Origin of the sequence: Rhizobium sp. WCS2018Hpa-16 (assembly GCF_031843705.1) — a bacterium.
Classification (GTDB): Bacteria; Pseudomonadota; Alphaproteobacteria; order Rhizobiales; family Rhizobiaceae; genus Agrobacterium; species Agrobacterium tumefaciens_C.
Window position 1 is genome coordinate 965,290 of the sequence record NZ_JAVTIX010000002.1, and the last position, 25,601, is coordinate 990,890.

Sequence of the window (25,601 nt, forward strand, 5' to 3'; positions counted from 1 at the left end):
CAAGCGGATTTGGTCAAGGCCTGTCCCACAACCGAAAGTACATCACTCAGGCGCGCGGTAGCTCACGAATTTGCGGTCACGCACGACGTAGATCTTGCCTGTCTCGACCAGATCAGGAGATGTAAGCGGCAGCAGAGCAGCGGCAATTTCGGACGGGTGCGGCAGCGTGTCGGGGTCTTCGCCCGGCATGGCCTGGGCCCGCATTGCGGTGCGCGTTGCACCTGGATTGACGCTGTTGACGCGAAGCGCCGTGGTCTCTGTTTCAGCAGCCCATGTCCGGGCCAGAGCCTCGACAGCCGCCTTGGATGTTGAATAGGCACCCCAGAACGGACGGCAGGAATGCGGTGCACCGGACGACAGAATGAGTGCGCGACCGGCATCCGATCTGAACAGCAGAGGCTCAACCGACCGGATCAGCCGCCATGTGGCCGTGACGTTGATGGTCATCACCTTTTCGAAGACTTTCGCTTCGATATGCCCGACAGGAGAAATGACGCCGAGAACACCGGCATTGGCGACCAGAATATCCAGCTTGCCCCAACGTTCATGGATGGATGCGCCAAGCGCATCAATGGCATTCATGTCTGCAAGATCGAATGGCACAAGTGTTGCCGTGCCGCCCGCCGCCTTGATCGCATCGTCAAGATCTTCAAGGCCGCCGACTGTGCGGGCGCAAGCGATGACGTGCGCGCCAGCCTTGGCGAGTTCGAGCGCGGTGAAATATCCGATACCACGGGAGGCGCCGGTCACGAGCGCAATGCGCCCTTTAAGGTCTGTCGTCATTGTCTCCCCCGAGATCGATAGGTTCATGCGGCAAACAGCCGAAAGCCCGCGCGATGAGCGCGGGCATGTTGAAATCAGCCGTTGCTGGCCAGCATGGAAATCTTGTTGCCCATCGCTTCGCCATTCTTGTCCAGAAGGCGGGTCGGGTATTCACCGGTGAAATAATGATCGGTGAACTGCGGGCGGGCAGGGTTGCGGTCCACTCCGCCAACGGCCTGATAGAGCCCGTTGATGGAAAGGAATGCCAGGGAGTCCACGCCGATGAATTTCGCCATGTCCTGAACATCTGCATACTGGTTGGCCAGCAGCTTATCGGCATCCGGCGTGTCGATACCGTAGAAATCCGGGTGGAAAATCATCGGGCTCGCCACGCGGATGTGGACTTCCTTGGCGCCAGCTTCGCGGATCATCTGGACGATCTTGACCGATGTTGTGCCGCGCACGATGGAATCATCCACCAGAACCACGCGCTTGCCTTCGATCATGGCCCGGTTGGCGGAATGCTTGAGCTTCACACCCAATGCACGAATGGACTGGGTTGGCTCGATGAAGGTCCGTCCAACATAGTGATTACGGATAATGCCGTATTCGAAAGGAATGCCGCTTTCCTGCGCAAAACCAAGCGCGGCAGGCGTGCCGCCATCTGGCACAGGCACGACAACATCGGCCTCAAGAGGCGCTTCCTTGGCAAGGATGCTGCCCATGTTTTTGCGGGTCGTGTAGACGTTGCGGCCGCCGACGACGGAGTCGGGACGGGCGAAATAGACATATTCGAACAGGCAGAGGCGTTCCGGCTGCGGCTTCACCGGCTTGCGCGCATCGATGGTCACGGAACCATCCGGCTGAATCTCGCAGATGATGACTTCGCCATTCTCCACGTCGCGCACGAATTTCGCGCCGATAATATCCAGTGCACAGGTTTCCGAGCAGAAAATCGGCTTTCCATCCAGATCACCCATGACCAGTGGACGAATGCCCGTGGGGTCGCGAGCGGCAATCAGCTTGGTGCGCGTCATCGCCAACATCGAGTAGCCGCCTTCCATCTGGCGGATGGCATCGATGAAGCGATCAGCGGTGGAGGAGTGGCGCGAACGGGCGATGAGATGCAGAACAACTTCCGTATCGGATGTCGACTGACAGATGGCGCCGGTTGCGATGATCTGACGGCGAAGGGTCAGGCCGTTGGTGAAATTGCCGTTATGGGCAACCGCGATGCCGCCTTCTTCAAGCTCGGCAAACAGCGGCTGAACGTTGCGCATCGCTACTTCGCCGGTTGTCGAGTAGCGTGTGTGGCCGATGCAGATCGAGCCGGGCAGACGCGCCAGCGTGGATGGGTTTGTGTAGTGGTCGCCGACAAGACCCATATGGCGTTCCTGATAGAAACGCTTGCCATCGAAAGACACCATGCCTGCGGCTTCCTGGCCGCGATGCTGAAGGGCATGCAGGCCGAGTGCTGTCAGTGCCGCCGCATCCGGGTGGCCCAGAATGCCGAAGACGCCGCATTCTTCATGCAGGGTATCGCCATCGAGAATGTCGTTGAGTGTGGAATGCGAAAGCGGCTCATTCATCTGGCGTGCCTTTGCTGAAGTGCCAAAAACAATAACCGCTCTGGCAGGGTGGTGTGCCAGTTTGGTCTGTCTGCTGCCTATATTGAATATCTAGCACAAATAGCGCGCCCTGCGTGGATTGCAAGGCGCACATGGTCATCAATTCGCTGGTGCCGGAGTGGTCGTTGCTGGTGCATCGTCCACAGGTGTCTGCTCGGTTGCACCTTCTGGCGGCTTGCCGAGAATGCGCGCCCGGATTTGCGGTTCGATATTATCGGGAAGCGCTGCCTCGAGCTTGGCAACAAGACCATCTAGGAATGGCTTGGATTTGGCCTGCGTGACCCATTCTGGCTGCGTGCGCACATCCACCAGCCAGTTCCAGAAAGCGACGGCAACGACCAGCAGAAGAATGCCGCGTGCTGCCCCGAAGAGGAAGCCGAGGGTGCGATCAAGCGCGCCGATGCGGCTATCGATGATAAAGTCGGCGATGCGGGACGTGATGAAGGAAATGACGATCAGCGCGACAAGGAAGATGACGCCAGCCGAACCGGCAATCGCAATCTTGTCGTCATCGGTATAATTGCGCGCATAGGGCAACAGTACCGGATAGAGATAATAGGCGGCCGCAACAGAGCCGCCCCAACTGGCGATGGACAGGATTTCACGCGAAAAGCCCCGCACCATGGCGAGAACAGCGGAGAACAGGACAACGGCGATAACGATGCCGTCGAAAATTGTAATGGGCATTTACCAACTCCGGAGGTCGCGACACTGAATGGGAGCGCCACTGTGCCAATTTTCGTTCCTCATACACTAGCCGTTTAGCCAGCGAAAGGATCAATCTTAGTCTTCCTCAACCTGTCTGAACCGGCTTCCCGACCCCGCAATACGTGCGACGAGATCCGGCAGGCTTTCGATTTCAGTCCAGCGCCCCTTGCTGCCCTTTGGCAATTCAGCAGATGCTGACGGCAGAAATGCGGAGGAGAAACCAAGTTTTTCAGCCTCTTTCAACCGTTGGCCTGTTTGCGAAACAGGTCTGACCGCGCCCGACAGGCTGACCTCGCCGAAATAGACGCAATCGGCGGGCAGGGCAAGACCGGCAAGGGATGAAACCAGTGCAGAGGCAATCGCCATATCTGCTGCGGGCTCGGAGATACGATAGCCGCCGGCAATGTTGAGGTAGACGTCATGGCTGCCCAGCTTTACGCCGCAATGGGCCTCCAGTACGGCAAGGATCATGGCGAGGCGCGACGAATCCCAGCCCACGACGGCTCTGCGCGGCGTTCCAAGCGATGTCGGGGCCACCAGCGCCTGTACCTCAACAAGAACGGGGCGCGTTCCCTCCATGCCCGCGAAAACGGCAGCGCCGGGTGACTTCTCGTTGCGCTCGCCCAGAAACAGCTCCGATGGGTTGGATACTTCCCGCAGGCCCTTGTCCGACATTTCAAAGACGCCGATTTCGTCTGTCGGACCAAAGCGGTTCTTCACGGTGCGCAGAATGCGATAGTGATGGCCGCGATCGCCTTCGAAATACAGCACCGCATCGACCATATGCTCGACAACACGCGGACCGGCGATCTGCCCGTCCTTCGTGACGTGGCCGACAAGCACCATGGTTGCACCCGTCTGCTTGGCAAAGCGGATCATCGCCTGAACGCCCGTGCGGACCTGCGTGACCGTGCCGGGTGCGGAATCAGCGGTATCGCTCCACAGGGTCTGGATCGAATCGATGATGATGAGATCCGGCCGCTTGCCTTCCGATATCGTCGCCAGAATATCCTCGACATTGGTTTCCGCTGCCAGAAGCACATCCGTATCTGCCGCCCCAAGACGCTGGGCGCGTAGCCGGACCTGCGCCACCGCTTCTTCACCCGAGACGTAGACAATGCGATGGCCGCGACGGGAAAGGGCGGCGGCTGCCTGCATGAGAAGGGTGGATTTGCCGATGCCTGGATCGCCGCCGATCAGGACTGCCGAGCCGCGCACAAAGCCGCCACCGGTTGCGCGGTCCAACTCGCCCATGCCGGTTGGAATGCGCGGTGCTTCCTCGATCTCGCCAGAGAGCGAGGTGAGGGTGACGGGTCGGCCCTTTTTCGGCGTTTTGCCGGGCCCAGAGCCGATGCCACCCATCGGGTCTTCTTCAACAATCGTGTTCCACTCGCCGCAGCCTTCGCATTTGCCTGCCCAACGGGTGTGGACCGTGCCGCAGTTCTGGCAGATGAATTGTGTCTTGGCTTTGGCCATGAATGTCTATTTTCTTTGCGTTAGGAATCTGAACTGGAGAGGCTTTCGATCACCTTTTGTTCTCGTTAGCACAGTTTGCCAAAGCTTTCCAAGAGGCAATCAATGCCTCACTCGTCTTCGACAAGATATTGCCGCTCATAGCGCAGCCCAAGCCCCGTCAGCATTTCGTAACCGATGGTGCCTGCGGCGCGCGCCACGTCATCGACCGCCACGTTCGGGCCGAAAAGCTCGACGTAGTCGCCAGCGCGTATGGCGTTGGGCGGCACGTCCGTCACGTCGAAAATCGTGAGGTCCATGGTCACGCGGCCAGCGACTGGCACCTTGTGGCCATTGATGAAGCCATGAGCCCCGCCATTGCCCATATCGCGCAGCGGGATGCCTGAGCCGGAAAGCGAGCGATGGTAGCCATCGGCATAACCAACCGAGGCAATCGCCAGCCGACTGGCGCGCGTCAGGCGGTGAGTTCCGCCGTAGCTTACCGTCTGGCCTTCACCAGCATCGCGGATCTGGATGATCCGGGCCTCGGCCTTGGCAACCGGGCGCATGGGATTTGTCATGTCATTGACCGCTTCGCCGCCATAAAGAGCGATGCCGGGGCGGGTGAGATCGAAATGGTAATCGGCGCCGAGGAAGATTCCAGCGGAAGCTGAAAGGCTTGATTCGATACCTTTGAAAGCTTGGCTAACCTGCCGGAATGATTCGAGCTGTAACGCATTCATCGGAGAAGATGGCGTATCGGCGCAGGCAAGGTGGGATAGGACAAGGACTGGATCGAAGCTTGCGGGGCGGGTCGAATCTTCCGCCAGAAACAGCGCATCCTCCAGCGGCAGACCAAGCCGGTTGAAACCCGTATCGACATGCAGCGCAAACGGATGGTCGCCGCGCTCAGCCAGTGTCCCCATCCAGAAGGATAGCTGTTCTTCCGAGGCGATGACCGGCACAAGGTCATTGTTGAAAACATGGCCTTCCTGCCCTGGCCACAGGCCGGACAGTACGAAAATGCGTGCCTCTGGCGCATGCGGGCGCAGGGTCACGCCTTCCGCAACGGAGGCCACGAAGAAATCACGCGCGCCCGCGTGATAGAGCGTCGCCCCGCAATCCTCGATCCCCATTCCATAGGCGTCGGCTTTGACAACCGCGCTGGCCCGCGCCTTGCCGGAACGTCTGGCCATATCTCGCCAATTATCCGCAAGTGCTGAAAGATCGATGGTAACGCGCAACGGCGCGATGTCGAAGGCATCGTTCTCAGTGTCGGAAAAGCTTTCGTCGAACTCGTCTATCATGATTTCCATACCGTGAAAAAACTGCGCCCCGCGCTTTTGGTAAGGGCGGGGCGAAATCCGGGGCGTTAGGTCTCTTCGTATTGCGTGAAGGAAGGGTCTGCAAGGTCTGCGAAGCGGGTGAACTCCGACTGGAACTGCAGCTTCACCGTGCCGGTCGGTCCGTGGCGCTGCTTGGCGATGATAACGTCTGCCGTGCCTTTGACCTTATCGAACAGGGCTTCCCACTCGCCATATTTCGGATCGGAAATATCGCGGGGCTCCATGTTCTTGACGTAGTATTCTTCACGGAACACGAACAGCACCACGTCGGCGTCCTGCTCGATGGAGCCCGATTCACGAAGGTCTGACAGTTGTGGGCGTTTGTCTTCGCGGCTTTCCACCTGACGGGAGAGCTGTGAGAGCGCGATGATTGGAACATTGAGTTCCTTGCCAAGCGCCTTCAAACCCGTGGTGATCTGGGTGATTTCCTGCACGCGGTTTTCACCGGATTTGCCGGAACCAGTCATCAGCTGAATATAGTCCACCACCAAGCAATCAAGGCCGCGCTGGCGCTTCAATCGACGCGCGCGGGCGGAAAGCTGCGCGATGGAAATACCACCGGTCTGGTCGATATAGAGCGGCACTTTCTGCATCATCTGGCTGCAGGCAACAAGCTTTTCGAAGTCGGCCTCGGTGATTTCACCACGGCGGATTTTCGAGGATGACACTTCGGTCTGCTCGGAGATGATACGGGTTGCCAGCTGCTCGGACGACATTTCGAGCGAGTAGAAACCTACAACGCCGCCATTCTTGGCCTTGTAGGTACCATCCGGCTGAATTTCCTGCTCGTAAGATGCGGCAATATTATAGGCGATGTTGGTAGCAAGCGAGGTCTTGCCCATGCCCGGGCGTCCGGCGAGCACGATCAAGTCAGAGCGCTGCAAGCCACCCATGCGGGCATCCAGCGAGTGGATACCGGTGGAAATGCCCGACAGGTTGCCGTCACGCTCGAAGGCCGCCCCGGCCATATCGATGGCAAGCGAAACGGCGTCATTGAAAGACTGGAAGCCGCCGTCGTAACGGCCCGTTTCCGCAAGCTCGAACAGACGTCGCTCGGTGTCTTCGATCTGCGTCTGCGGCGGCATGTCCAGCGGCGCGTCATAGGCGATGTTGACGACATCCTCACCGATCTGGATCAAAGCGCGGCGAAGGGCCAGATCGTAGATGGCGCGGCCATAGTCTTCGGCGTTGATGATCGACACGGCGTCCGATGCCAGGCGCGCGAGATATTGCGCAACCGTGAGGTCGCCAATCTTTCCGTCAGCGGGCAGAAACGTCTTGATCGTGACCGGGTTGGCGGTCTTGCCCATGCGGATGATATCGCCCGCCACTTCGAAAATCTTGCGGTGAAGCGGCTCATACAGATGCACGGGCTTCAGAAAGTCGGATACGCGGTAATAGGCGTCGTTGTTGACGAGGATGGCACCCAGCAGCGCCTGTTCCGCTTCAATGTTGTTGGGCGCCTCGCGGTAGAGCGGTTCGGCAGCCGGGGCGGGGGTGATCTTTCTCACAGGGTCGTTCATGGTTTTCTGTGATCTCCCTTGAGGCTGGTTCGGAGCCTTCGTTTCTTGCAAGCCTGCCGGTTTGAAGGCAGCGGCCGCAGCAGTCAAGGACAATGCGGCAACAGTGAGTGAGAGCTTGCCGGATTGGTAACAGGCGACCGCATGCCAGATGTTTTCAACACTAATCCACAGGCTGGCCCACAGCCGCGCCGAATCGTTCCCAGTCTGCCATGAGTTTACGGCATGGCAGCTATTTCAACAAAGAGACTTGCAAATCCTCAATCTCAAAAATACATAGGATGGCAATGGGTAGCATGCTAATTATAAGGTCTATTGACTTGTCCCGTGCGACAGAAAAAGAACAGCTTTTTGATGAGATGGCGGCCTTTAACCGAAAGCTCAGATCATTCTTCGATGCAAGGGTGGCAGAGCAGGGGCTGACGCTTGCAAGAGCACGTGCGCTTTTTGTACTGTCTCGCCGTGGTCCGCTGACGCAGAAAGAGCTTGCCGAAGAGTTGGAAATCGAAACGCCGACGCTTGTGCGTGTGCTGGATGCCATGGAGAAACAAAACCTCATAGAGCGGCGTTCTGATGAAAATGACCGCCGTGCCAAGCGCATTCACATGACGCCTGAGGGTATCACGACATTCGAGGATGTGCATATGCAGGCGAAATCCATGCGGGCTGACATCGCTGCCGATATTTCGACGGATGATATAAGCGCTGCTTTGCATGTCGTTCGTCGTCTGTCTGCCAATCTGCACAACCTTTCCGGTGAAAAGGGGCAGTCGTGAGCAACGCCGTTTCAAACATCAATGACGTGACCGCTGATGCGGCAAAGCAGGCGCCGGAAGTGCCTGCTGCACCGTCTCAGCCGCCGGAAAAATCCTTTTTTCAGAAGCTGCTCTATGTGGCCGCTGGCCTGTCCTTTTTCGTGACCCAGGGCATGGGCATGAATATCGTCATGGCCAATATCTATCAGTTGCAGGGTGAGTTTTCAGCGACAGTTGCCGAGGTCGCTTGGCTTTCGGCAGCCTACATGGCCCCTTATGCGACCTTCTCGATTGCGCTGTTCAAGGTCCGCCAGCAATACGGATTGCGGCCCTTCGCCGAGATCAGCATCATCTGTTTTGTGCTGGCATCCTGTCTCAACCTCTTCGTGACGGATATCCACTCGGCAATCGTCGTGCGCTTCGTTAGTGGCATGGCGGCGGCTCCGCTGTCTTCGCTCGGCTTTCTCTACATTCTCGAAGCCTTTCCCGCGCAACGTAAGCTGACGCTGGGTCTCAGCATTGCGCTCACGGGCACGCTCCTGTCGTCACCGCTTGCCCGTATCGTTTCGCCAGATCTGCTGGATATTGGCGGCTGGCAGGCGCTTTACACCATGGAAGTGGGGCTTGCTCTTGCCGTGCTCCCCATCATCTACCTGCTGCCACTCACTCCGCCACCGCGTGTGAAGGTCATCGAGCGCGTGGATATATTGAGCTATCTGCTCTTTGCCGGTGGGCTTGGCTGTCTTGCCGTGTTTCTCACGCTTGGCCGTTTCTACTGGTGGTTCGAAACTTGGTGGCTGGGCGTGTTGCTGGCAACCTCAATCGGACTGCTGGCGCTGATGGTGATGATCGAGCTGCCGCGCAAAAATCCGATGCTGGATCTGCGATGGATATTCTCACGCACCAATCTTCATCTGATTGCGGTTCTGCTGATCTATCGCGCCGTATCTTCAGAGCAATCGTCAACCGCGGTCAGTCTGTACCAGCAACTGGGCCTGTTGAACGAGCAGACGACCGAACTCTATGCCTTGATTATCCTTGCAACAGTGCTGGGCGGAGCCTTCTGCGCGCTGCTGATGTTGACGAAATATGTCGATACCGCTCACGTCATCGCGCTGACACTGATTTCTGCGGGTGCGTTTATGGACAGTGGGCTGACCAATGTTGTGAGGCCGGAGCAGATGTATCTCAGCCAGGCCATGATTGCGTTCGGCGCTGCCATGTTCCTTCCGCCCGTCATGGCCAAGGGATTTGGCGCCGCATTGGCGAAAGGCCCGCCTTACCTCGTCAACTTCATCACCATTTTTCTGTTCACGCAGATCACGGGATCGATGCTGACGACAGGGATATTGGGATCTTTCGTCACGCTTCGGGAAAAATTCCACTCTAATATTCTGGTGGAAAGCATTCTCTTGCAGAACCCGCAGGTGGTGCAACGCATCACTCAACTGTCCGGCGCCTATGCCCATGTCATCACCGACCCTGCACTTCTCAAAGCGGAAGGCCTATCGCTGCTTGGGCAGCAGGTCACACGCGAGGCCTATATTCTGGCCTATAACGACACGTTTCTGTTGATTTCTGTGTGTGCGGCTGCTGCTCTTGTCATGCTTCTGCTGCACCTTGCCTGGTTACGGATCAAGCCTTTGCTGAAAAGCGGGCAAGTCACTGTTGCCACGTCTCAATCCTGATTGTCCGGGAAAATAAAATGCTGAAGAAAATACTGACTCCTCTTACTCTCATTGTTCTCCTGGGCGGCGTCGCCGGTGTGGCGCTGGTGCTTTACGCGTGGCGCCTGCCACCTTTTTCCACCTCGGTCGAAATGACTGACAACGCCTATGTGCGCGGCTATGTGACGACCATGAGTCCGCAGGTTAGCGGGTACGTTGTCGATGTGCCGGTCAAGGATTACCAGCAAGTCAAGCAGGGCGACCTCTTGGCCAAGGTGGATGACCGGATTTTCCGGCAGAAGCTCGCCCAGGCCGAGGCTTCTCTGGACAGCCAGAAGGCTGCGTTTGATAATTCCCGCCAGCTGGAAATTGCTGCCAAGGCCAATATTGCCTCTGGCGAGGCCGCCGTCGATAGCGCCGAAGCATCCCTGAAACAGGCCCAGCTTGCCTCTGACCGTCAGGATAATCTCGTTCGAAGCGGGGTCGGTACATCAAGCGTGCAGGAAGAAGCGCAAGCCAGCCTCGAAAAGGCCCGCGCCGGTCTATCCCAGTCCAAGGCGGCGCTTGAGGTAACCCGGCAGGATCTCCAGACCATCATCATCAACAGGGGCTCGCTGCAGGCAGCAGTCGCAAATGCGGAAGCAGCCGTCGAACTTGCGAAGATCGATCTGCAAAATACCGAAATCCATGCGCCAAGAGATGGCAAGCTGGGCGAGGTCGGTGTTCGCGTCGGTCAATATGTGGCGGCGGGCACACAACTGATGGCGGTGGTGCCGAACGACATATGGGTGGTCGCCAATTACAAGGAAACCCAGCTTGCTGGCATGGAAGTAGGGCAGGCCGTTTCGATTTCTGTGGATGCGCTACATCGCCGCAAGCTGACCGGCAAGGTCGAGCGCTTCGCGCCCGCCGCCGGTTCGGAATTTGCCGTCATCAAGCCAGACAATGCGACTGGCAATTTCGTGAAGATTGCCCAGCGCATGGGCGTGCGGATCTCCATCGACCCCGATCAGCCGCTGGCCTCAGAGCTTTCGCCGGGCATGTCTGTTGTGGTGCGGGTGGATAAGAGCAGCGCGCCGACGGGAGTGGCGAAAGCTGGCAACTGAGGTTGTCAGCTTCTAACGTACGTCATCCCAGCCGGTGGGTAGGCAGAAGATTTCACGGAAGCCTTGCTCACCGGCGGGTGTCACTCGAAGGGCGCGGCTTTCATTCTTGCGCGCCAACCAACCAAGTTCGAGCGTCCGTTCCATGAGCGCCTGTCCCACACGCCCGCCAATGTGATAACGCCGCTCGCTCCAGTCCAGGCAGGTGCGGCAGAGGGGGCGTTTCGAGCGGCTGTCATTCTGGAGTTCAATCCCGAAGCTGCGCAGGAAGTCCTCGCCATCGCTGGTCACGACCGCACCTTCGTCTGACATGATGACCCTGCCGCTTGCAGCCATGCTGTCGGCCAAGGCGACGCCAAGCTTACCGGCAATATGGTCGTAACAGCTACGGGCGATACGCATGTCCCGTTCCCTCGGGCCTGTCGGATGGTGCCGGGGTGGACCATCCGCGGCAATCGTCATCAACGCGTCAATACCGTGTGCCACCTGGGGCGAGGCGAGCCGGTAATATCGGTGCCGTCCCTGCTTGACGGCAGTGAGCAATTTCGCGTCCACCATCTTTGCAAGATGGCCGCTGCCGGTCTGCTGAGTGACGCCCGCCTGCCGAGACAGCTCTCCTGCCGTCAGCGCCTGACCGCCCATGAGCGCGCACAGCATATTGGCGCGGGTCGTATCGCCGATAAGGCTGGCAATGGCGGCAATGGTGTTGGGTGAAGCGATGCTTGTCATGGTCAAACCGTATCACCAACGCACTGGAACGTCAGCCTGCGATGGTTCGGTCGTGGCCGATGCATTCCGCCTCCATATGCTCCTATAGGGACGGGGATATCTCCCTGAAGGATCATGAAGAAATGACTGGTAAAATTGCGCTGTTACGAGAACTTGGGCTGCTTGTGCTTTTGAGTTGCCTTTGGGGCAGTTCCTATACGCTGATCAAGATCGGCATAGAGACCATTCCACCCGTGACCCTGATCGCTGCCCGCACCGCGACTGCAGGCGCTGTTTTGGTTGCGATACTCTACATGCGCGGGCTGCGGCTGCCGAAAGATTATCGATTGTGGCAGGGATTTGCCCTCCAGGCCGTTCTTAACAGTGTCGTGCCGTTCACCCTCATAGCCTGGGCGGAACATCATATCGACGCGGGCTTGGCTGTTGTTCTCAATTCGTTGACTCCGGTTTTTACCTTCCTTCTGACTATCCTGATCACGCGCCACGAATCGACAAGCAAGAGGAAATTGTTCGGCGTTGTGCTGGGGCTGGCGGGGACGGTGGTTATGATTGGCATGGAGGCGCTCAACGGATTGGGAAGTGTGGTGCTGGCGCAGTTGGCCGTTGTTGTTGCTACCATCTTCTATGCGGGTGCTGCCATTTTCGGGAAAAGCTTCAAGGATATCGATCCGATGATCCCGGCAGCTGGATCGCTGATCTGCGGCACGGTCATGCTCACTCCGGTCAGCATTATGGTAGATCGCCCGTGGGCGCTGGAACCATCCATGGCTTCGTTGCTTGCCTTGGTCGGCCTGTCCGTCTTTTCGACTGCGGCAGCCTTCACGATCTACTTCAGGCTGATGCGAACGCTGGGTTCCTTGGGAGCAACGGCACAGGCCTATCTGCGGGTGCCAATTGGCGTCGCCATCGGCGTCGTGTTCCTTGGAGAGCAACTTCACGTCGCGACCATGATCGGTCTTGTCTGCATTCTGGCAGGTGTTGTGGCGATGACAATTCCAACACGCCGCGTCTCCAATGTCTGAACACATGCGCACCACGGGTGGGAGCAAGGGCCCAGACAAGCAAAACCCCGGATGTTGCCATCCGGGGTTTTGCTTTAGCCCGAGAGCTAAGAACGATTACTCGTCGTCGCCGTCGCGGTCTGCGTCTGGATCAAAGAAGTCTTCTGGGCGAAGCGCGTCTTCGTCAACGCCGTAGATGGCGTCAGCAGATGTGAGGCTTTCGCCCTTGGACTGACGCTCGGCTTCTTCAGCAGAACGGGCAACGTTCAGTTCAACCTGAAGCTCGACTTCGGCATGCAGGTGAAGTGTAACATTGTGCAGACCAATGGTCTTGATCGGTGTGTTGAGCTCGACCTGGTTGCGGCCGATGTTGAAGCCTTCAGCGCCGAGGATTTCGACAACGTCACGGGCAGCAACAGAGCCGTACAGCTGGCCGGTTTCGCCAGCGGAACGAACAACGATGAAGCTCTTGCCAGCCAGCGCGTCTGCAACTGTCTGTGCTTCAGTCTTGCGCTCGAGGTTGCGGGCTTCAAGCGTAGCGCGCTCAGACTCGAAACGGGTCTTGTTGTTGGCGTTGGCGCGAAGTGCCTTGCCCTGTGGCAGCAGGAAGTTACGTGCGTAGCCATCGCGAACCTTTACGGTTTCGCCCATCTGGCCAAGCTTGGCGATACGTTCGAGAAGAATGACTTCCATCTTCTTGATCCTTTCTAGTTTTTGGTTTCGTTGTTGTTGTCGGTTTTCCGTGGTGGAGTGAGAGAGATCGTGCTGCGCACGTCGCTCAGACCCAAGACGAGAATGATGAGCAGCGGAAAGACGAAAACCGCTGAGATATAGCTGAGAACCAGAACCGGCCAGCGCCAGTCCTTGCCCTTGGATCTGTGATGCAGCGAAGCATAGCCTGCCATCAGGAAGCCCGCGCCGAAGGTGCCGCAAACAACGGCGCCAAGCATGGCAACGGTGCCGCCGACAAAGGTCATGACAATGCCGCCGAGGAAGATGAAGATCGCATTGCGATGCATGCGCAACGCGGCTGAGATGTCTTCGCGTGGGCGAAGTCCCTTGCCGAAGGAGCGCACCATGCGGCTTGCGAAATAATAAGCGGCAAACAGCATGATGACCCAAAGGCCGCCCTGAATCATGGGCAGCATGAGAACCAGCAGTGTCTTGGTTTGCCCAAGGGCTGTCGCGTCAGGCGTGAAACCGGATTCACGCGCCTGCACCGAGCTCATCATCACGTCGACAAGCTGCGAAACGAGTTCAGGGCCGTAGCCGATCATCGTGCCGAGAATGATGACGGAAAGCGTGATGAGGCCGCACAGATGCAGAATGATGCCAGAAAGCGGATACCATGCCAGCAGGTCTTCAGGACCACCGAGTTCCGACGCGGGACGCGCCAGATTGGCCAGGTGGGAGAGCCATGCGGCTGGAACGAGCGTGAAAATCGAGATCGTCACGGCAAAAATGGGAGAAACGGCAAGCGCGCCAAGGGCTGCGGCTGTCAGCACGGCAACGATGGCCGAAGCATTGCCCCATCCGAAACCAGCGACAAGCACGGGCATGGCGGATGCAGCGTAGAGCAGGAAAGACATGGACGACTGTGCGGTTGCGCCGAGCGTGAGAAACGCTGCGCATATGCCGGCTAGGATGCCGGGAATCAGCACTGTCTGGTTCAGTTTTGGCACTTCGCTGTCCTGCTGGAATTCCGTAGCAGTTAGAGGATGGTTCATATGAACCCGATCCCCAACATGGGATTTCATTTCAAGGTCGATCCACGCCCAACGTGGAAGGATGTCGTTCAAGGAACGAGGCCGCGCCGGAGCGCAGCCTCGGATAGATTATTAAGACAGAACGTAAGGCAGCAGGCCGAGGAAACGAGCGCGCTTGATCGCCTGAGCGAGTTCGCGTTGCTTCTTCTGGGAAACAGCTGTGATACGGGAAGGAACGATCTTGCCACGCTCAGAAATGTAGCGCTGCAGAAGACGTACGTCCTTGTAGTCGATCTTCGGAGCGTTTGCGCCGGAGAACGGGCACGTCTTGCGACGGCGGTGGAAAGGACGGCGTGCCTGGGAAGATGATGCGTCAGCCATAGTCAATTCTCCTTATGCACGGTCTTCGCGCGGACGGCGCGGACGGTCTTCACGGTCACCGAAGCCACCTTCGCGAGGCGGACGAGGACCACGATCGAAGCCGCCTTCACGCGGGCCACGGTCTGGACGGTCGCCATCGCGGCGAGGACGGTCGTCACGATCGCGCTTCTGCATCATTGCAGATGGGCCTTCTTCGTGCGCTTCAACAGCGATGGTCATGTAACGAAGAACGTCTTCGTTGATGCGCATCTGACGCTCGATTTCGTGGATCGCCGGTGCAGGAGCATCGATGTCCATCAGAGCGTAGTGAGCCTTGCGGTTCTTCTTGATGCGGTATGTCAGGGACTTCAGGCCCCAGTTTTCGACGCGTCCGACCTTACCGCCGTACGATTCGATAACGCCCTTGTACTGCTCGACAAGTGCGTCAACCTGCTGGGCAGTGATATCCTGCCGGGCAAGGAAGATGTGTTCGTAAAGAGCCATTTAAGCTTTGCCTTTCTTGCGTTTCATTCATCACCCGGCAACGGCGCTAAGCCTCAACGACTGCTCCTGATTGGCAAAAGCCAAGTGCAAGAAAAGCGTTGTTCGAGACGGTCGAGAGCGGAGACACGGGAGGCCGGAAAAACCTTATGGTTCCTGCTGTTTCGAAATTCGAAACCAGCCCTCCGTTCAGCCACCAGCCATATGACCGGGTGTTGTGAACAGCGCGCTTATACGGATTTTTGACCGGAATGCAAGGCTATTCACAAATATGACCCGCCATGCTGCCCGGAAAAGCGGTATGGCGGGTTGGGTCTTGGATGTGCAAAGGGCAGAGAATCAGATCGGCATTGGATATTGGCGATGGATCTCGGCGATGCCCTTCAATACCTCTTCCGACAGCTTGATGTCGGCTGCTGCTATATTCGTCTTCAATTGCTCCATCGTGGTCGCGCCAATGATGGATGACGCCATGAAGGGACGCGATAGCGTGAAGGCGATGGCAAGCTGTGCAGGATCGAGGTCGTGTGCGTATGCAAGCTCAAGATAGGCTTTCACAGGCGCTTCCTGCAAAGGCTGCAAGCGGCCACCAATATCCTGATTGATGGAAGCGCGAGAGCCTTCCGGGCGTGCACCGCTCTGGTATTTGCCGGTCAGAATGCCACCAGCCAGCGGCGAGTAGGCCAGAAGGCCGACATTCTCATGATGTGCGACTTCGGCCAGATCCAGATCGAAGGGGCGATAGAGCAGATTGTACTCATTTTGGATGGAGGCAATGCGTGGCAGGCCATGGGCCTTTGCAATGTCGATATATTTCTGCGTGCCCCAGGCGCTCTCATTGGAAAGGCCGATGGCCCGGATTTTGCCGGCCTTGACCAGTTCACCCAAGGTTTCCAGCTTTTCGGTGATTTCAGACAGCGTCTTCTCGGTGTTCTGGGTGGAGGCGTCAAAGCTCCAAACGCCACGGAAATGGTAGGTGCCGCGGTTTGGCCAATGGATCTGGTAGAGGTCGATGTAATCGGTCTTGAGGCGTTTGAGGCTCGTTTCGACGGCCTCGCGGATAGAGGCCGCATCAATCTCGCGACCGCCTCTGATATAATCGCGCCCGGAGCCTGCAACCTTGGTGGCCAGAACAACGTCCTTGCGCCTGCCGGTCTTTTCAAACCACGTTCCGATATAGTCTTCTGTGCGACCCTGCGTTTCAGCCGAAACCGGCGTTGTGGGGTAAAGCTCGGCGGTGTCGAAGAAATTCACGCCCTTCTCAAGAGCGTAATCCATTTGCTCGTGCGCTTCCGCTTCTGTGTTCTGAGTACCCCAGGTCATTGTGCCCAGGCAAATCTCAGACACGGAAATGCCCGTGCGACCCAACATATTTTGTTTCATGAAACATCTCGCTCACTTGGAAGGTGGCTAGAACGTAGTATCGAAATGCGGCGGCGCAAGAAAAAATATTCCGATCGGTCCCTGTGGATGAGATCGCGGAAATCCGCTCAAAATGCCCTTAAAAAGTTGAAAGCCTTGACTTCCGAAGCTGGAATGTGAATGGAAATTCACGATTTGCAGGCAAGGCCGGACTTTTGGCCAGATAAGAAGGACAATATCCCATGGCTATTGCATTCACATTTCCAGGTCAGGGCAGTCAGGCTGTTGGCATGGGCAAAGAGCTCGCCGACAACTTTGCAGAAGCGCGTGCGGTTTTCGAAGAGGTCGATGAGGCCCTCGGGCAGAAGCTGTCAGACATTATCTGGAACGGTCCAGAGGAAACGCTGACGCTGACCGCCAATGCCCAGCCTGCGCTCATGGCCGTTTCGGTCGCCGTCATGCGCGTGCTGGAAGCCAAGGGCCTTTCGCTGGCCAATAAGGTTTCCTACGTTGCCGGTCATTCGCTTGGCGAATATTCGGCCTTGTGCGCTGCCGGAACATTCTCGCTTTCCGATACTGCTCGCTTGCTGCGCATTCGCGGCAATGCCATGCAGGCGGCTGTTCCAGCCGGTGAGGGCGCCATGGCTGCCATCATTGGTCTCGAGCATAGCGATGTCGAGGCAATCTGCGCGCAGGCTGCTGCCGATGGCGTCTGCCAGATCGCCAATGATAATGGCGGCGGACAACTCGTCATTTCCGGTGCCAAGGCACCCGTTGAGAAAGCCGCAGCGCTTGCGACGGAAAAAGGTGCCAAGCGCGCCATCATGCTGCCTGTTTCTGCGCCTTTCCATTCCGCACTGATGGCACCTGCGGCGCAGGCCATGCGCGAGGCGCTTTCCAGTGTCGGCAAGCATAACCCAGTCGTGCCTGTCGTTGCCAATGTTCGGGCAGCCCCGGTTTCTGACGCAAATGAGATCACAGATCTTCTGGTGGAGCAGGTCACCGGCCAGGTGCGTTGGCGCGAGACAGTGGAATGGTTTGCTGCCAATGATGTAACCACACTTTACGAAATCGGATCAGGCAAAGTGCTGACTGGGCTTGCCCGCCGTATAGACAAGTCCGTGACCGGCATTTCGCTCAACACGCCAGCTGATATCGACGCTGCACTTCAGACCCTTCTCGGCTGATCCAAGAGACACAGAAAGGACGAACACGATGTTTGATCTGACGGGCCGCAAGGCTCTTATCACAGGCGCTACAGGCGGCATCGGCGAAGAGATCGCCCGTACGCTTCACGCCCAGGGCGCGATTGTGGGTCTTCACGGCACCCGCGTTGAAAAGCTGGAAGCCCTGGCCACGGAACTTGGCGATCGCGTCATGGTCTTCCCGGCAAATCTTTCAGACCGCGCTGAGGTGAAGGCGCTAGGCGAAAAGGCTGAGGCTGAGCTTGGTGGCGTCGATATTCTCGTCAACAATGCCGGCATCACCAAGGACGGGCTGTTCGTTCGCATGAGCGATGAAGACTGGGACAATGTCATCGAGGTCAACCTGACCTCCACATTCCGCCTGACGCGTGAGCTGACGCATCCCATGATGCGCCGCCGCTTTGGCCGCATCATCAACATCACCTCCATTGTCGGCGTGACGGGCAATCCCGGTCAGGCCAACTACTGCGCCTCCAAGGCCGGTATGATCGGCTTTTCCAAGTCGCTGGCGCAGGAAATTGCCACCCGCAACGTCACCGTTAACTGCGTGGCTCCGGGCTTCATTGAAAGCGCCATGACAGGAAAGCTCAATGACAAGCAGAAAGATGCTATCATGGGCGCTATTCCCATGAAGCGGATGGGCACGGCGACGGAAATTGCGTCTGCGGTTCTCTATCTCGCATCCAACGAAGCCAGCTACATGACGGGTCAGACCCTGCATGTGAATGGCGGCATGGCGATGATTTAATATCTGCCCCAAACGGGGCGCAGAGGGAAAAATGCCTGTAGAGCAAGATGCTTAGCATTATTTTAAGGCTTTTTTCCCGCTGGAAACCGTGTTAAGCGGGCGAAGACTGTGAACAGTCGTCCCGGAAACAAAAGCGACCGTTGCGATTTCTTAGCGCGATGTTTAGCTTGAGACGGGTTGAACGGGTTTGCCCAAGGCGTCTGCTGAAAAGGCGCCTGGGGGTTTTAACAGGGCAGGATGCCTAAAGAGGGCATTCCTTTCAAAGTAAAGGTCGAGGAAACCGACATGAGCGATATCGCAGAACGCGTAAAGAAAATTGTAGTTGATCATCTTGGCGTTGACGCCGAAAAAGTCGTCGAAGGCGCAAGCTTTATCGACGATCTGGGCGCTGACTCGCTCGACACCGTTGAACTGGTCATGGCTTTCGAAGAAGAATTCGGCGTTGAAATTCCAGACGACGCAGCGGACTCGATCCTTACAGTCGGCGACGCTGTAAAGTTCATCGAAAAGGCTCAGGCCTGATCGTTTGAAATGCTAAGGGGAGGCCTGCGCCTTCCCGATATGGCCCGGCCAGTCCGGGCCAATATTTTATTCTCTGATGACTTGCGTCATCAGAATGGCATCCTAAATGCCTTACGCGCGCGTAACCGTCGGGTCTACAGCGTGTTATAGACTTGAAATATACGCATTGCCCTCGCGAAAATCGCTTCCGGTTTTCGGGCCGATGCGCTAGCGATGATAGGGTTAGGGGCGGAGCATTGACGATGAGACGTGTCGTTATCACCGGTACCGGCATGGTATCTCCTCTTGGCTGTGGAACAGAAATCAGCTGGCAGCGCCTTCTCGCGGGCCATAATGGTGCTCGTCTCGTCACAGAGTTCGAAGTCGAGGATCTTCCTGCAAAAATCGCTTGCCGTATCCCTGTTGGTGACGGCACCGAAGGCACCTTCAACGCTGACGACTGGATGGAGCCCAAAGAGCAGCGCAAGGTAGATCCCTTCATCGTTTACGGCATGGCTGCCGCTGAAATGGCGTTGAAAGATGCCAACTGGCACCCATCCACCGGCACAGACGAAGACCAGATCATGACAGGCGTTCTGATTGGCTCCGGCATCGGCGGTCTGGAAGGTATTGTCGAGGCTGGCTATACGCTGCGCGACAAGGGCCCACGCCGTATCTCTCCATTTTTCATTCCCGGCCGTCTGATCAATCTCATTTCCGGCCAGGTTTCCATTCGCCACAAGTTGCGTGGCCCCAACCACTCCGTCGTAACCGCCTGCTCGACCGGCGCGCACGCCATTGGTGATGCTGCACGGCTGATCATGCTGGGCGACGCGGACGTGATGGTGGCCGGTGGCGCCGAATCGCCTGTTTGCCGCATCTCGCTTGCCGGTTTTGCCGCCTGCAAGGCTCTTTCCACTCAGCACAATGATGATCCGCAGAAGGCTTCGCGCCCTTATGACCGGGACCGCGATGGTTTCGTCATGGGCGAGGGTTCCGGGATCGTGGTTCTGGAAGAGTTGGAACACGCCAAGGCGCGTGGCGCAAAGATCTATGCGGAAGTCGTAGGCTACGGCCTGTCCGGCGATGCGTTCCATATCACCGCACCATCCGAAGACGGTGAGGGCGCGTACCGTTGCATGGCCATGGCGCTGAAGCGTGCGGGCCTTTCACCTGCGGATATCGACTATATCAACGCCCATGGTACATCGACCATGGCCGACACGATTGAGCTTGGCGCTGTAGAGCGTCTCGTGGGTGATGCTGCATCGAAGATTTCGATGTCGTCCACCAAGTCGGCAACGGGCCACCTGTTGGGTGCTGCTGGTGCAATCGAGGCGATCTTCGCCGTGCTGGCCATCCGCGATAACATCGTGCCGCCAACGCTCAATCTCGATAATCCCGATGTCGAGACTGCCATCGATCTCGTGCCCCACACAGCGCGGAAGCGTCAGGTCGATGTCGCCTTGTCAAACTCCTTCGGTTTCGGCGGCACCAACGCCTCGCTGGTGTTGCGTCGTTACGAAGGCTGACAATGCTTTTTGAGGGTCGCATCTTGAATGCGACCTTTGTCTCACGTCCAGCCGATTGTGTACGTCAGTATCGATCAAGCTTGCGCTGTTACAAGCGATCTTGCCTGATTGGTCGAGGGCTGGATTTTTCGTTGCTTCGTCTATGTTCCGGATGTTGATCTAACTGTGCAGAATGGCCTGCCGAACCTGTTTTTGCCGCATTGACTGCTCATTAAGCCGCTGTAATGCTGAACTGAAAAGGACCGCCGGTGAGCGATACGAGAGAGAACAATCAGGCCCCTCAAGGACGCGAAGGCTTCACTGAGAGCAAGGGTGGCCCGATCATTCCGAAATCACCGACTGAAGCTCTAAGACCGGAAAAGGTTCCGTCTCCGCCAAAGCGTTCCCGCAAGGCTCATAGCCAGTTGGTTATCTTCCTCAATTTCCTGATGACGCTGGTTGTCGCTGTCTGCATCATTGCCATCGCTGGCTTTTATTACATGCTGAATTCGTTTCACGAGGCAGGTCCTCTGGAGACGAATACGACGATTACAGTGCGCAACGGCGCCGGACTTGCGGAAATTGCCAGCAATCTAGAGCGCAGCGGTGCGATTTCCAACACCCGCATTTTCCGCCTGATGGCTGACAAGTATCTCGCGGGCGGCCAGACGCCGAAGCCTGGCGAATACGAAATCAAAGCCCGTACCTCGATGAAAGATATTCTGGCTCTGCTGGAATCGGGAAAATCCATTCTTTATTCCGTAGCAATGCCGGAAGGGTTGACTGTCAAGCAGATGTTCGCGCGCCTTGCGGCTGAACCGGTGCTGGAGGGCAACCTGCCTGCCGAATTGCCAGCGGAAGGTTCCTTGCGCCCCGATACCTACCCCTTCACCCGCGGCACGAGGCGCGAAGAAGTGGTTGATCAGATGCGCGTTGCCCAATCGCGTCTGGTGCAGGCCATCTGGGAACGTCGCGACCCTGATCTTCCGCTCAAGACGATCGAGGAATTCGTCACACTCGCATCAATCGTGGAGAAGGAAACCGGCAAGGATGATGAGCGCGGCCATGTTGCATCGGTGTTCTACAACCGCATGAAAAAGAACATGCGCCTTCAATCTGACCCGACGATTATCTACGGATTGTTCGGTGGCGAAGGAAAGCCTTCTGACCGCCCGATCTATCAGTCGGACCTCCAGAAAGAGACGCCGTTCAACACCTACATTATCCGCGGTCTGCCACCGCACCCGATTGCCAATCCGGGTCGTGCTGCGCTGGAGGCGACTGCCAATCCTTGGCGCACCGACGATCTCTATTTCGTGGCGGATGGCTCGGGTGGCCACGCCTTTGCCAAGACATTGGACGAGCACAATGCCAATGTTCGCCGCTGGCGCAAGATTGAGGCCGAGAAGGCAGCGGCCGGGGGCACGCCAGAAGGCGTGGTGGACGGTCAACCAGCCGGATCACAGGCGGAGCGTCCCGCGACAAACAATTGATATGATACACCGCTGCAGCCCCATGGCTGCGGCGGTTTTTCGAGGGGTATATTTGATGGCATTGCAATCCATGACGGGCTTTGCGCGGAGCGAAGGCTCGTGCGGCCGGTACCGTTGGACATGGGAACTCCGCTCCGTAAACGGCAAGGGCCTTGACCTGCGTCTAAGGCTGCCAACCGGCATGGAAGCGCTCGAAGCCGATTTGCGGGACATTGCATCGAAAAGTCTTTCGCGCGGTAATATCCAGGCGGGGCTCAGCATTGCCACGACAGAGGCAAGGCAGGAGGCTGTCATCAACCGTGATGCGCTGGATGCCGTTCTCGCATTGAAACGGGATCTCGGGACCGTCGTCAGTGATGCGCCACTCAGCCTCGACACCTTGCTGTCCATTCGTGGTCTTGTGGAGTTCAAGGAGCCGGAGGAAAGCGCCGACGCGCAAGAGACACGCAACCGCGACATCATCGAAGGTTTCGTGGCCGCAATCTCGGCCTTGACCACTATGCGCGAGCGGGAAGGGGCAACTCTCTTTACGATATTGTCCGGCCATATCGACCGAATAGAGCAGCTCACAGCAACCATCGAGGCCGATCCATCGCGTCAGCCGGAGCAGATCCGCGCGCGCCTTGCTGCGCAGATTGCGTTGATCGCCGGTGGCACCAGTGGGCTGGATAGCGACCGTCTGCATGCAGAGGCAGTTCTTCTTGCCACCAAGGCGGATTTGCGGGAAGAAATCGACCGTTTGAACGGCCATGTTGCGGCAGCAAGAGACCTTTTGAGCGGCGGTGTGCCCGTGGGACGCAAGCTCGATTTTCTTGCACAGGAATTTAACCGCGAGTCCAATACTATCTGTTCCAAATCCAATGCCAGTGCTGTAACCGCTGCTGGTATAGAATTGAAAGTCGTGATCGATCAATTCCGCGAACAGGTCCAAAATCTGGAGTAGACCCCATGGCGTCCGCCAGCAATCCTCCCGTCCATATCGCCCGCAGGGGCTTGATGCTGGTCATCTCCTCGCCATCGGGCGCAGGCAAATCCACCATCGCCCGCAATTTGCTGGAAAAAGACAAGAATATCAGCCTGTCCGTCAGTGTAACGACGAGACCGCGCCGCCAGAGTGAAATCGACGGCATTCACTACCAGTTCATTTCCAAGCGCGATTTCGAGCGCATGCGGGATGGCGAAGAACTGCTGGAATGGGCCGAAGTGCACGGCAATTTCTACGGCACACCGCGTGAGCCTGTTGAAACAGCCATGGCCGAAGGCAAGGACATGCTGTTCGATATCGATTGGCAGGGCGCTGAGCAGCTGCAGGACAAGATGAAAGCGGATGTCGTTTCCATCTTCATTCTGCCCCCCACCATGACCGAGCTACAATCTCGCCTGCATCGCCGGGCAGAGGATACGGAAGAGGTCATACAGACGCGCCTGGCCAATTCTCGCTCTGAGATCGAGCATTGGCGCGATTACGATTACGTCATTCTGAACGATGATCTGCAGGCCGCTTTCGAAGCTATTGAAGCCATCGTTAAAGCCGAGCGCGTTCGCCGCGACCGGCGCCATGGCATGTTCGATTTTGTGCGTGAATTGCTGGAAGAAGTGCCGGCGCTGCCGAGCCGCTAAGGTCGGCAAAGGGTCCGATCAGATTGGCGCATCTCGCGGTCTACGTGCCGCGAGATTTTTTTAGCGTCCGTCGCCCATCATATTCGCCAGTCGCACGAATTCGTTGACAGACAGCGTCTCAGCGCGGCGTGTCGGATCGATACCGGCTTTTTCCAGCAGAGTTTCACCACCGATGGATTTGACGCTCTGGCGCAGCATCTTGCGGCGCTGGCCGAAGGCAGCTTCTGTTACCTTTTCCAGATTGCTGACTTCGCAGGGTAGAGGCTTTTCTCTGGGAAGAAGATGCACCACCGTCGACGTTACTTTCGGGGGCGGGCTGAAGGCCTGTGGCGGCACGTCGAATGCCATTTCTGGAACCGTGCGCCAACCGGTGAGAACGCCGAGACGTCCATAATGGTTGTCACCTTCTTCCGCTACGATCCGCTGCCCAACCTCTTTCTGGAACATCAGCGTGAGTGACAGCCAGAAAGGTGGCCACTGCCGCGGCGTAAGCCAGTTGATGAGCAGCTGCGTACCGACATTATAGGGCAGATTCGCGATGATGCGCACCGGTTCGCCATGCGCAACCATGGTCTCGAAATCCGTTTTGAGCGCATCGCCCTCAATGACCTCCAGACGCCCGGGGTAATGATCCGCGATTTCTGCAAGTGCGGGAATGCAGCGACTGTCGCGCTCGACTGCGATCACTTTCTTCGCGCCAAGCGAAAGGATCGCGCGGGTAAGACCGCCTGGCCCAGGGCCAACCTCGAAGACGGTCACGCCCTCAAGCGGCCCCGCCGTCCGGGCGATCTTCTGCGTCAGGTTCAAGTCGAGCAGGAAGTTCTGCCCAAGCGATTTCTTCGCATCCAGTCCGTGCCGCTCGATGACGTCGCGGAGTGGAGACAGGCCATCAATGCTTGCCATTATGCGTTCGCCCGCCGGGCTGCAATTTCAGACGCCATTTTCAAAGCGGCAACGAGGCTCGATTCGTTGGCGATACCTTGTCCAGCAATGCCAAATGCGGTGCCGTGATCCGGTGATGTGCGGATGAAGGGCAGGCCGAGCGTGACATTGACAGAATCATCGAAGCCGAGCGCCTTTGCCGGGATGAGCGCCTGATCGTGATACATGCACACGGCAACGTCATAGCGTCTGCGTGCGGCATCATGGAACATGGTATCGGCTGGCAGCGGACCAAAGGCGTCGATGCCATCCTTGCGCAGCTGCACTGTCGCGGGGTGAATGATGTCACCGTCCTCAGTGCCAATCGCGCCATCTTCGCCCGCATGTGGGTTCAACCCAGCAACGGCGAGGCGAGGGGTCTGGATTCCAAACTTTTCCTTGAGATCAGCAGCAATGATGCGGCAGGTCATGACGATCAACTCTTCTGTGAGTGCGCCTGGAACTTCGGCAATCGGGATGTGGATCGTCACAGGGACAACACGCAGTTTCGGTCCGGCAATCATCATAACCGGCGTGGTGGCCTGTCCTGTCAGTTTTTTGGCAAGCTCTGCCAGAAACTCGGTGTGGCCGGGATAGCCAAAGCCAGCTTCGTAAAGCACAGACTTCGCAATGGGATTGGTGACAACAGCCGAGACGCGCTTGTCGACGGTAAACTGCACTGCAGTCTCAATCGCCTTGATGGTGGCAAGTGCCGCACCAACATGCGGTTGACCGGCAAGAACATCAAATCCGACCGGAATTGCAAACACCGGCAAGGCATTGGGGAAAATCGCCGCCGCCTGCTCGGGCTCGCATATTTTGACAGGGCAATCGATGCCAAGAAGATGGGCGCGGCTGCTTATGACGTCAGGATCGCCAACCAATATGAATGGCGGCAGCCCAAGCTCTTTGCGCTTTGACCAAGCCACAATCGTGATATCGGGACCGATCCCGGCCGGGTCGCCTTGGGTAACAGCAAGGGTGATGTTTTGCAGGGTCAAG

General features: G+C 57.5%; 25 protein-coding genes. 11 read left to right on the top strand and 14 right to left on the bottom strand.

Annotation, left to right across the window (positions count from 1 at the left end; all coding sequences use genetic code 11):
* Positions 1–42: 42 nt before the first annotated feature.
* The 6 genes from RQI55_RS10775 to RQI55_RS10800 form a co-directional block, all read right to left on the bottom strand.
* Positions 43–783 (bottom strand): SDR family NAD(P)-dependent oxidoreductase, encoded by a 741-nt coding sequence (locus RQI55_RS10775; RefSeq protein WP_243256315.1) that lies wholly within the window; start codon positions 781–783, stop codon positions 43–45.
* Between the two features lie 74 nt (positions 784–857).
* Entirely contained in the window at positions 858–2,351 is a 1,494-nt protein-coding gene (purF, locus tag RQI55_RS10780; RefSeq protein ID WP_243256314.1) for an amidophosphoribosyltransferase, read from the bottom strand.
* A gap of 138 nt (positions 2,352–2,489) precedes the next feature.
* Positions 2,490–3,077 carry a CvpA family protein gene (locus RQI55_RS10785; RefSeq protein ID WP_243256313.1) on the bottom strand — a complete coding sequence of 196 codons (588 nt, stop codon included), beginning with the start codon at positions 3,075–3,077 and terminating at the stop codon, positions 2,490–2,492.
* A 96-nt stretch (positions 3,078–3,173) separates the two neighbouring features.
* Entirely contained in the window at positions 3,174–4,574 is a 1,401-nt protein-coding gene (gene radA, locus RQI55_RS10790) for a DNA repair protein RadA (protein WP_042618606.1), read from the bottom strand.
* Between the two features lie 107 nt (positions 4,575–4,681).
* Entirely contained in the window at positions 4,682–5,857 is a 1,176-nt protein-coding gene (alr, locus tag RQI55_RS10795; RefSeq protein WP_243256312.1) for an alanine racemase, read from the bottom strand.
* Positions 5,858–5,922: 65 nt separating this feature from the next.
* Positions 5,923–7,419, bottom strand: a complete 1,497-nt coding sequence (locus RQI55_RS10800) for a replicative DNA helicase (protein WP_042618605.1) — start codon at positions 7,417–7,419, stop codon at positions 5,923–5,925.
* A gap of 317 nt (positions 7,420–7,736) precedes the next feature.
* Here RQI55_RS10800 and RQI55_RS10805 point away from each other — a divergent pair, with 317 nt between their 5' ends.
* The 3 genes from RQI55_RS10805 to RQI55_RS10815 are packed head-to-tail and all read left to right on the top strand — an operon-like array spanning position 7,737 to position 10,944.
* The gene (locus tag RQI55_RS10805) at positions 7,737–8,192 is read left to right on the top strand and encodes a MarR family winged helix-turn-helix transcriptional regulator (protein WP_243256311.1); all 456 of its coding nucleotides are present in this window, start codon (positions 7,737–7,739) and stop codon (positions 8,190–8,192) included.
* On the top strand, positions 8,189–9,859 hold the full coding sequence (locus RQI55_RS10810; RefSeq protein ID WP_409233712.1) for an MFS transporter: 1,671 nt from the start codon (positions 8,189–8,191) through the stop codon (positions 9,857–9,859). The genes RQI55_RS10805 and RQI55_RS10810 overlap by 4 nt, the downstream gene beginning before the upstream one ends.
* Positions 9,860–9,876: 17 nt before the next feature.
* Entirely contained in the window at positions 9,877–10,944 is a 1,068-nt protein-coding gene (locus RQI55_RS10815; RefSeq protein ID WP_243256310.1) for an HlyD family secretion protein, read from the top strand.
* A 12-nt stretch (positions 10,945–10,956) separates the two neighbouring features.
* Here RQI55_RS10815 and RQI55_RS10820 read toward each other — a convergent pair whose 3' ends face one another.
* A complete protein-coding gene (locus tag RQI55_RS10820; RefSeq protein WP_243256309.1) occupies positions 10,957–11,670 on the bottom strand; it encodes a helix-turn-helix transcriptional regulator in 714 nt (237 codons plus the stop codon).
* A 122-nt stretch (positions 11,671–11,792) separates the two neighbouring features.
* On the opposite strand from RQI55_RS10820, the gene RQI55_RS10825 reads away from it, so the two are divergent.
* Positions 11,793–12,692, top strand: coding sequence for a DMT family transporter (locus tag RQI55_RS10825; RefSeq protein ID WP_243256308.1), 900 nt, complete (start codon positions 11,793–11,795; stop codon positions 12,690–12,692).
* 96 nt (positions 12,693–12,788) lie between these two features.
* Here the strand turns inward: RQI55_RS10825 and rplI are convergent, their stop codons facing one another.
* The 5 genes from rplI to RQI55_RS10850 all read right to left on the bottom strand — a co-directional run bounded on the left by rplI (position 12,789) and on the right by RQI55_RS10850 (position 16,621).
* Positions 12,789–13,364 (bottom strand): 50S ribosomal protein L9, encoded by a 576-nt coding sequence (gene rplI, locus RQI55_RS10830; protein WP_042618601.1) that lies wholly within the window; start codon positions 13,362–13,364, stop codon positions 12,789–12,791.
* Between the two features lie 14 nt (positions 13,365–13,378).
* A complete protein-coding gene (locus RQI55_RS10835) occupies positions 13,379–14,353 on the bottom strand; it encodes a DUF2232 domain-containing protein (protein ID WP_192063885.1) in 975 nt (324 codons plus the stop codon).
* Between the two features lie 156 nt (positions 14,354–14,509).
* The gene (gene rpsR, locus RQI55_RS10840) at positions 14,510–14,758 is read right to left on the bottom strand and encodes a 30S ribosomal protein S18 (RefSeq protein ID WP_042618600.1); all 249 of its coding nucleotides are present in this window, start codon (positions 14,756–14,758) and stop codon (positions 14,510–14,512) included.
* A 12-nt stretch (positions 14,759–14,770) separates the two neighbouring features.
* Positions 14,771–15,241: a 30S ribosomal protein S6 gene (gene rpsF / locus RQI55_RS10845; RefSeq protein ID WP_042618599.1), complete on the bottom strand. Its 471-nt coding sequence runs from the start codon at positions 15,239–15,241 to the stop codon at positions 14,771–14,773.
* A 336-nt stretch (positions 15,242–15,577) separates the two neighbouring features.
* Positions 15,578–16,621, bottom strand: coding sequence for an aldo/keto reductase (locus RQI55_RS10850; protein ID WP_243256307.1), 1,044 nt, complete (start codon positions 16,619–16,621; stop codon positions 15,578–15,580).
* A gap of 221 nt (positions 16,622–16,842) precedes the next feature.
* On the opposite strand from RQI55_RS10850, the gene fabD reads away from it, so the two are divergent.
* The 7 genes from fabD to gmk all read left to right on the top strand — a co-directional run bounded on the left by fabD (position 16,843) and on the right by gmk (position 23,678).
* Entirely contained in the window at positions 16,843–17,787 is a 945-nt protein-coding gene (gene fabD, locus RQI55_RS10855) for an ACP S-malonyltransferase (protein ID WP_243256306.1), read from the top strand.
* Positions 17,788–17,815: 28 nt separating this feature from the next.
* Positions 17,816–18,553: a 3-oxoacyl-[acyl-carrier-protein] reductase gene (gene fabG, locus RQI55_RS10860; RefSeq protein ID WP_042618596.1), complete on the top strand. Its 738-nt coding sequence runs from the start codon at positions 17,816–17,818 to the stop codon at positions 18,551–18,553.
* A 285-nt stretch (positions 18,554–18,838) separates the two neighbouring features.
* Complete coding sequence (locus tag RQI55_RS10865) at positions 18,839–19,075, top strand: acyl carrier protein (protein ID WP_006727438.1); 237 nt, start codon at positions 18,839–18,841, stop codon at positions 19,073–19,075.
* 242 nt (positions 19,076–19,317) lie between these two features.
* Entirely contained in the window at positions 19,318–20,586 is a 1,269-nt protein-coding gene (gene fabF / locus RQI55_RS10870; protein WP_243256305.1) for a beta-ketoacyl-ACP synthase II, read from the top strand.
* 248 nt (positions 20,587–20,834) lie between these two features.
* Positions 20,835–22,058, top strand: coding sequence for an endolytic transglycosylase MltG (gene mltG / locus RQI55_RS10875; protein WP_243256304.1), 1,224 nt, complete (start codon positions 20,835–20,837; stop codon positions 22,056–22,058).
* A 55-nt stretch (positions 22,059–22,113) separates the two neighbouring features.
* Positions 22,114–23,001, top strand: a complete 888-nt coding sequence (locus RQI55_RS10880) for a YicC/YloC family endoribonuclease (protein WP_311272542.1) — start codon at positions 22,114–22,116, stop codon at positions 22,999–23,001.
* A gap of 5 nt (positions 23,002–23,006) precedes the next feature.
* On the top strand, positions 23,007–23,678 hold the full coding sequence (gene gmk / locus RQI55_RS10885) for a guanylate kinase (RefSeq protein WP_192063767.1): 672 nt from the start codon (positions 23,007–23,009) through the stop codon (positions 23,676–23,678).
* 60 nt (positions 23,679–23,738) lie between these two features.
* Here gmk and rsmA read toward each other — a convergent pair whose 3' ends face one another.
* Positions 23,739–24,581 (bottom strand): 16S rRNA (adenine(1518)-N(6)/adenine(1519)-N(6))-dimethyltransferase RsmA, encoded by an 843-nt coding sequence (rsmA, locus tag RQI55_RS10890; RefSeq protein ID WP_311272543.1) that lies wholly within the window; start codon positions 24,579–24,581, stop codon positions 23,739–23,741.
* Positions 24,581–25,600, bottom strand: coding sequence for a 4-hydroxythreonine-4-phosphate dehydrogenase PdxA (pdxA, locus tag RQI55_RS10895; RefSeq protein WP_311272544.1), 1,020 nt, complete (start codon positions 25,598–25,600; stop codon positions 24,581–24,583). The genes rsmA and pdxA overlap by 1 nt, the downstream gene beginning before the upstream one ends.
* Position 25,601 lies beyond the last annotated feature (1 nt).

What these genes read in the sequence shown, in the direction of transcription:
- RQI55_RS10775 (WP_243256315.1), bottom strand. Translation starts at nt 783, where the DNA reads ATGACGACAGACCTTAAAGGGCGCATTGCGCTCGTGACCGGCGCCTCC.
- purF (WP_243256314.1), bottom strand. Translation starts at nt 2,351, where the DNA reads ATGAATGAGCCGCTTTCGCATTCCACACTCAACGACATTCTCGATGGC.
- RQI55_RS10785 (WP_243256313.1), bottom strand. Translation starts at nt 3,077, where the DNA reads ATGCCCATTACAATTTTCGACGGCATCGTTATCGCCGTTGTCCTGTTC.
- radA (WP_042618606.1), bottom strand. Translation starts at nt 4,574, where the DNA reads ATGGCCAAAGCCAAGACACAATTCATCTGCCAGAACTGCGGCACGGTC.
- alr (WP_243256312.1), bottom strand. Translation starts at nt 5,857, where the DNA reads ATGATAGACGAGTTCGACGAAAGCTTTTCCGACACTGAGAACGATGCC.
- RQI55_RS10800 (WP_042618605.1), bottom strand. Translation starts at nt 7,419, where the DNA reads ATGAACGACCCTGTGAGAAAGATCACCCCCGCCCCGGCTGCCGAACCG.
- RQI55_RS10815 (WP_243256310.1), top strand. Translation starts at nt 9,877, where the DNA reads ATGCTGAAGAAAATACTGACTCCTCTTACTCTCATTGTTCTCCTGGGC.
- RQI55_RS10820 (WP_243256309.1), bottom strand. Translation starts at nt 11,670, where the DNA reads ATGACAAGCATCGCTTCACCCAACACCATTGCCGCCATTGCCAGCCTT.
- RQI55_RS10825 (WP_243256308.1), top strand. Translation starts at nt 11,793, where the DNA reads ATGACTGGTAAAATTGCGCTGTTACGAGAACTTGGGCTGCTTGTGCTT.
- rplI (WP_042618601.1), bottom strand. Translation starts at nt 13,364, where the DNA reads ATGGAAGTCATTCTTCTCGAACGTATCGCCAAGCTTGGCCAGATGGGC.
- rpsR (WP_042618600.1), bottom strand. Translation starts at nt 14,758, where the DNA reads ATGGCTGACGCATCATCTTCCCAGGCACGCCGTCCTTTCCACCGCCGT.
- rpsF (WP_042618599.1), bottom strand. Translation starts at nt 15,241, where the DNA reads ATGGCTCTTTACGAACACATCTTCCTTGCCCGGCAGGATATCACTGCC.
- RQI55_RS10850 (WP_243256307.1), bottom strand. Translation starts at nt 16,621, where the DNA reads ATGAAACAAAATATGTTGGGTCGCACGGGCATTTCCGTGTCTGAGATT.
- fabD (WP_243256306.1), top strand. Translation starts at nt 16,843, where the DNA reads ATGGCTATTGCATTCACATTTCCAGGTCAGGGCAGTCAGGCTGTTGGC.
- fabG (WP_042618596.1), top strand. Translation starts at nt 17,816, where the DNA reads ATGTTTGATCTGACGGGCCGCAAGGCTCTTATCACAGGCGCTACAGGC.
- RQI55_RS10865 (WP_006727438.1), top strand. Translation starts at nt 18,839, where the DNA reads ATGAGCGATATCGCAGAACGCGTAAAGAAAATTGTAGTTGATCATCTT.
- fabF (WP_243256305.1), top strand. Translation starts at nt 19,318, where the DNA reads ATGAGACGTGTCGTTATCACCGGTACCGGCATGGTATCTCCTCTTGGC.
- RQI55_RS10880 (WP_311272542.1), top strand. Translation starts at nt 22,114, where the DNA reads ATGGCATTGCAATCCATGACGGGCTTTGCGCGGAGCGAAGGCTCGTGC.
- gmk (WP_192063767.1), top strand. Translation starts at nt 23,007, where the DNA reads ATGGCGTCCGCCAGCAATCCTCCCGTCCATATCGCCCGCAGGGGCTTG.
- rsmA (WP_311272543.1), bottom strand. Translation starts at nt 24,581, where the DNA reads ATGGCAAGCATTGATGGCCTGTCTCCACTCCGCGACGTCATCGAGCGG.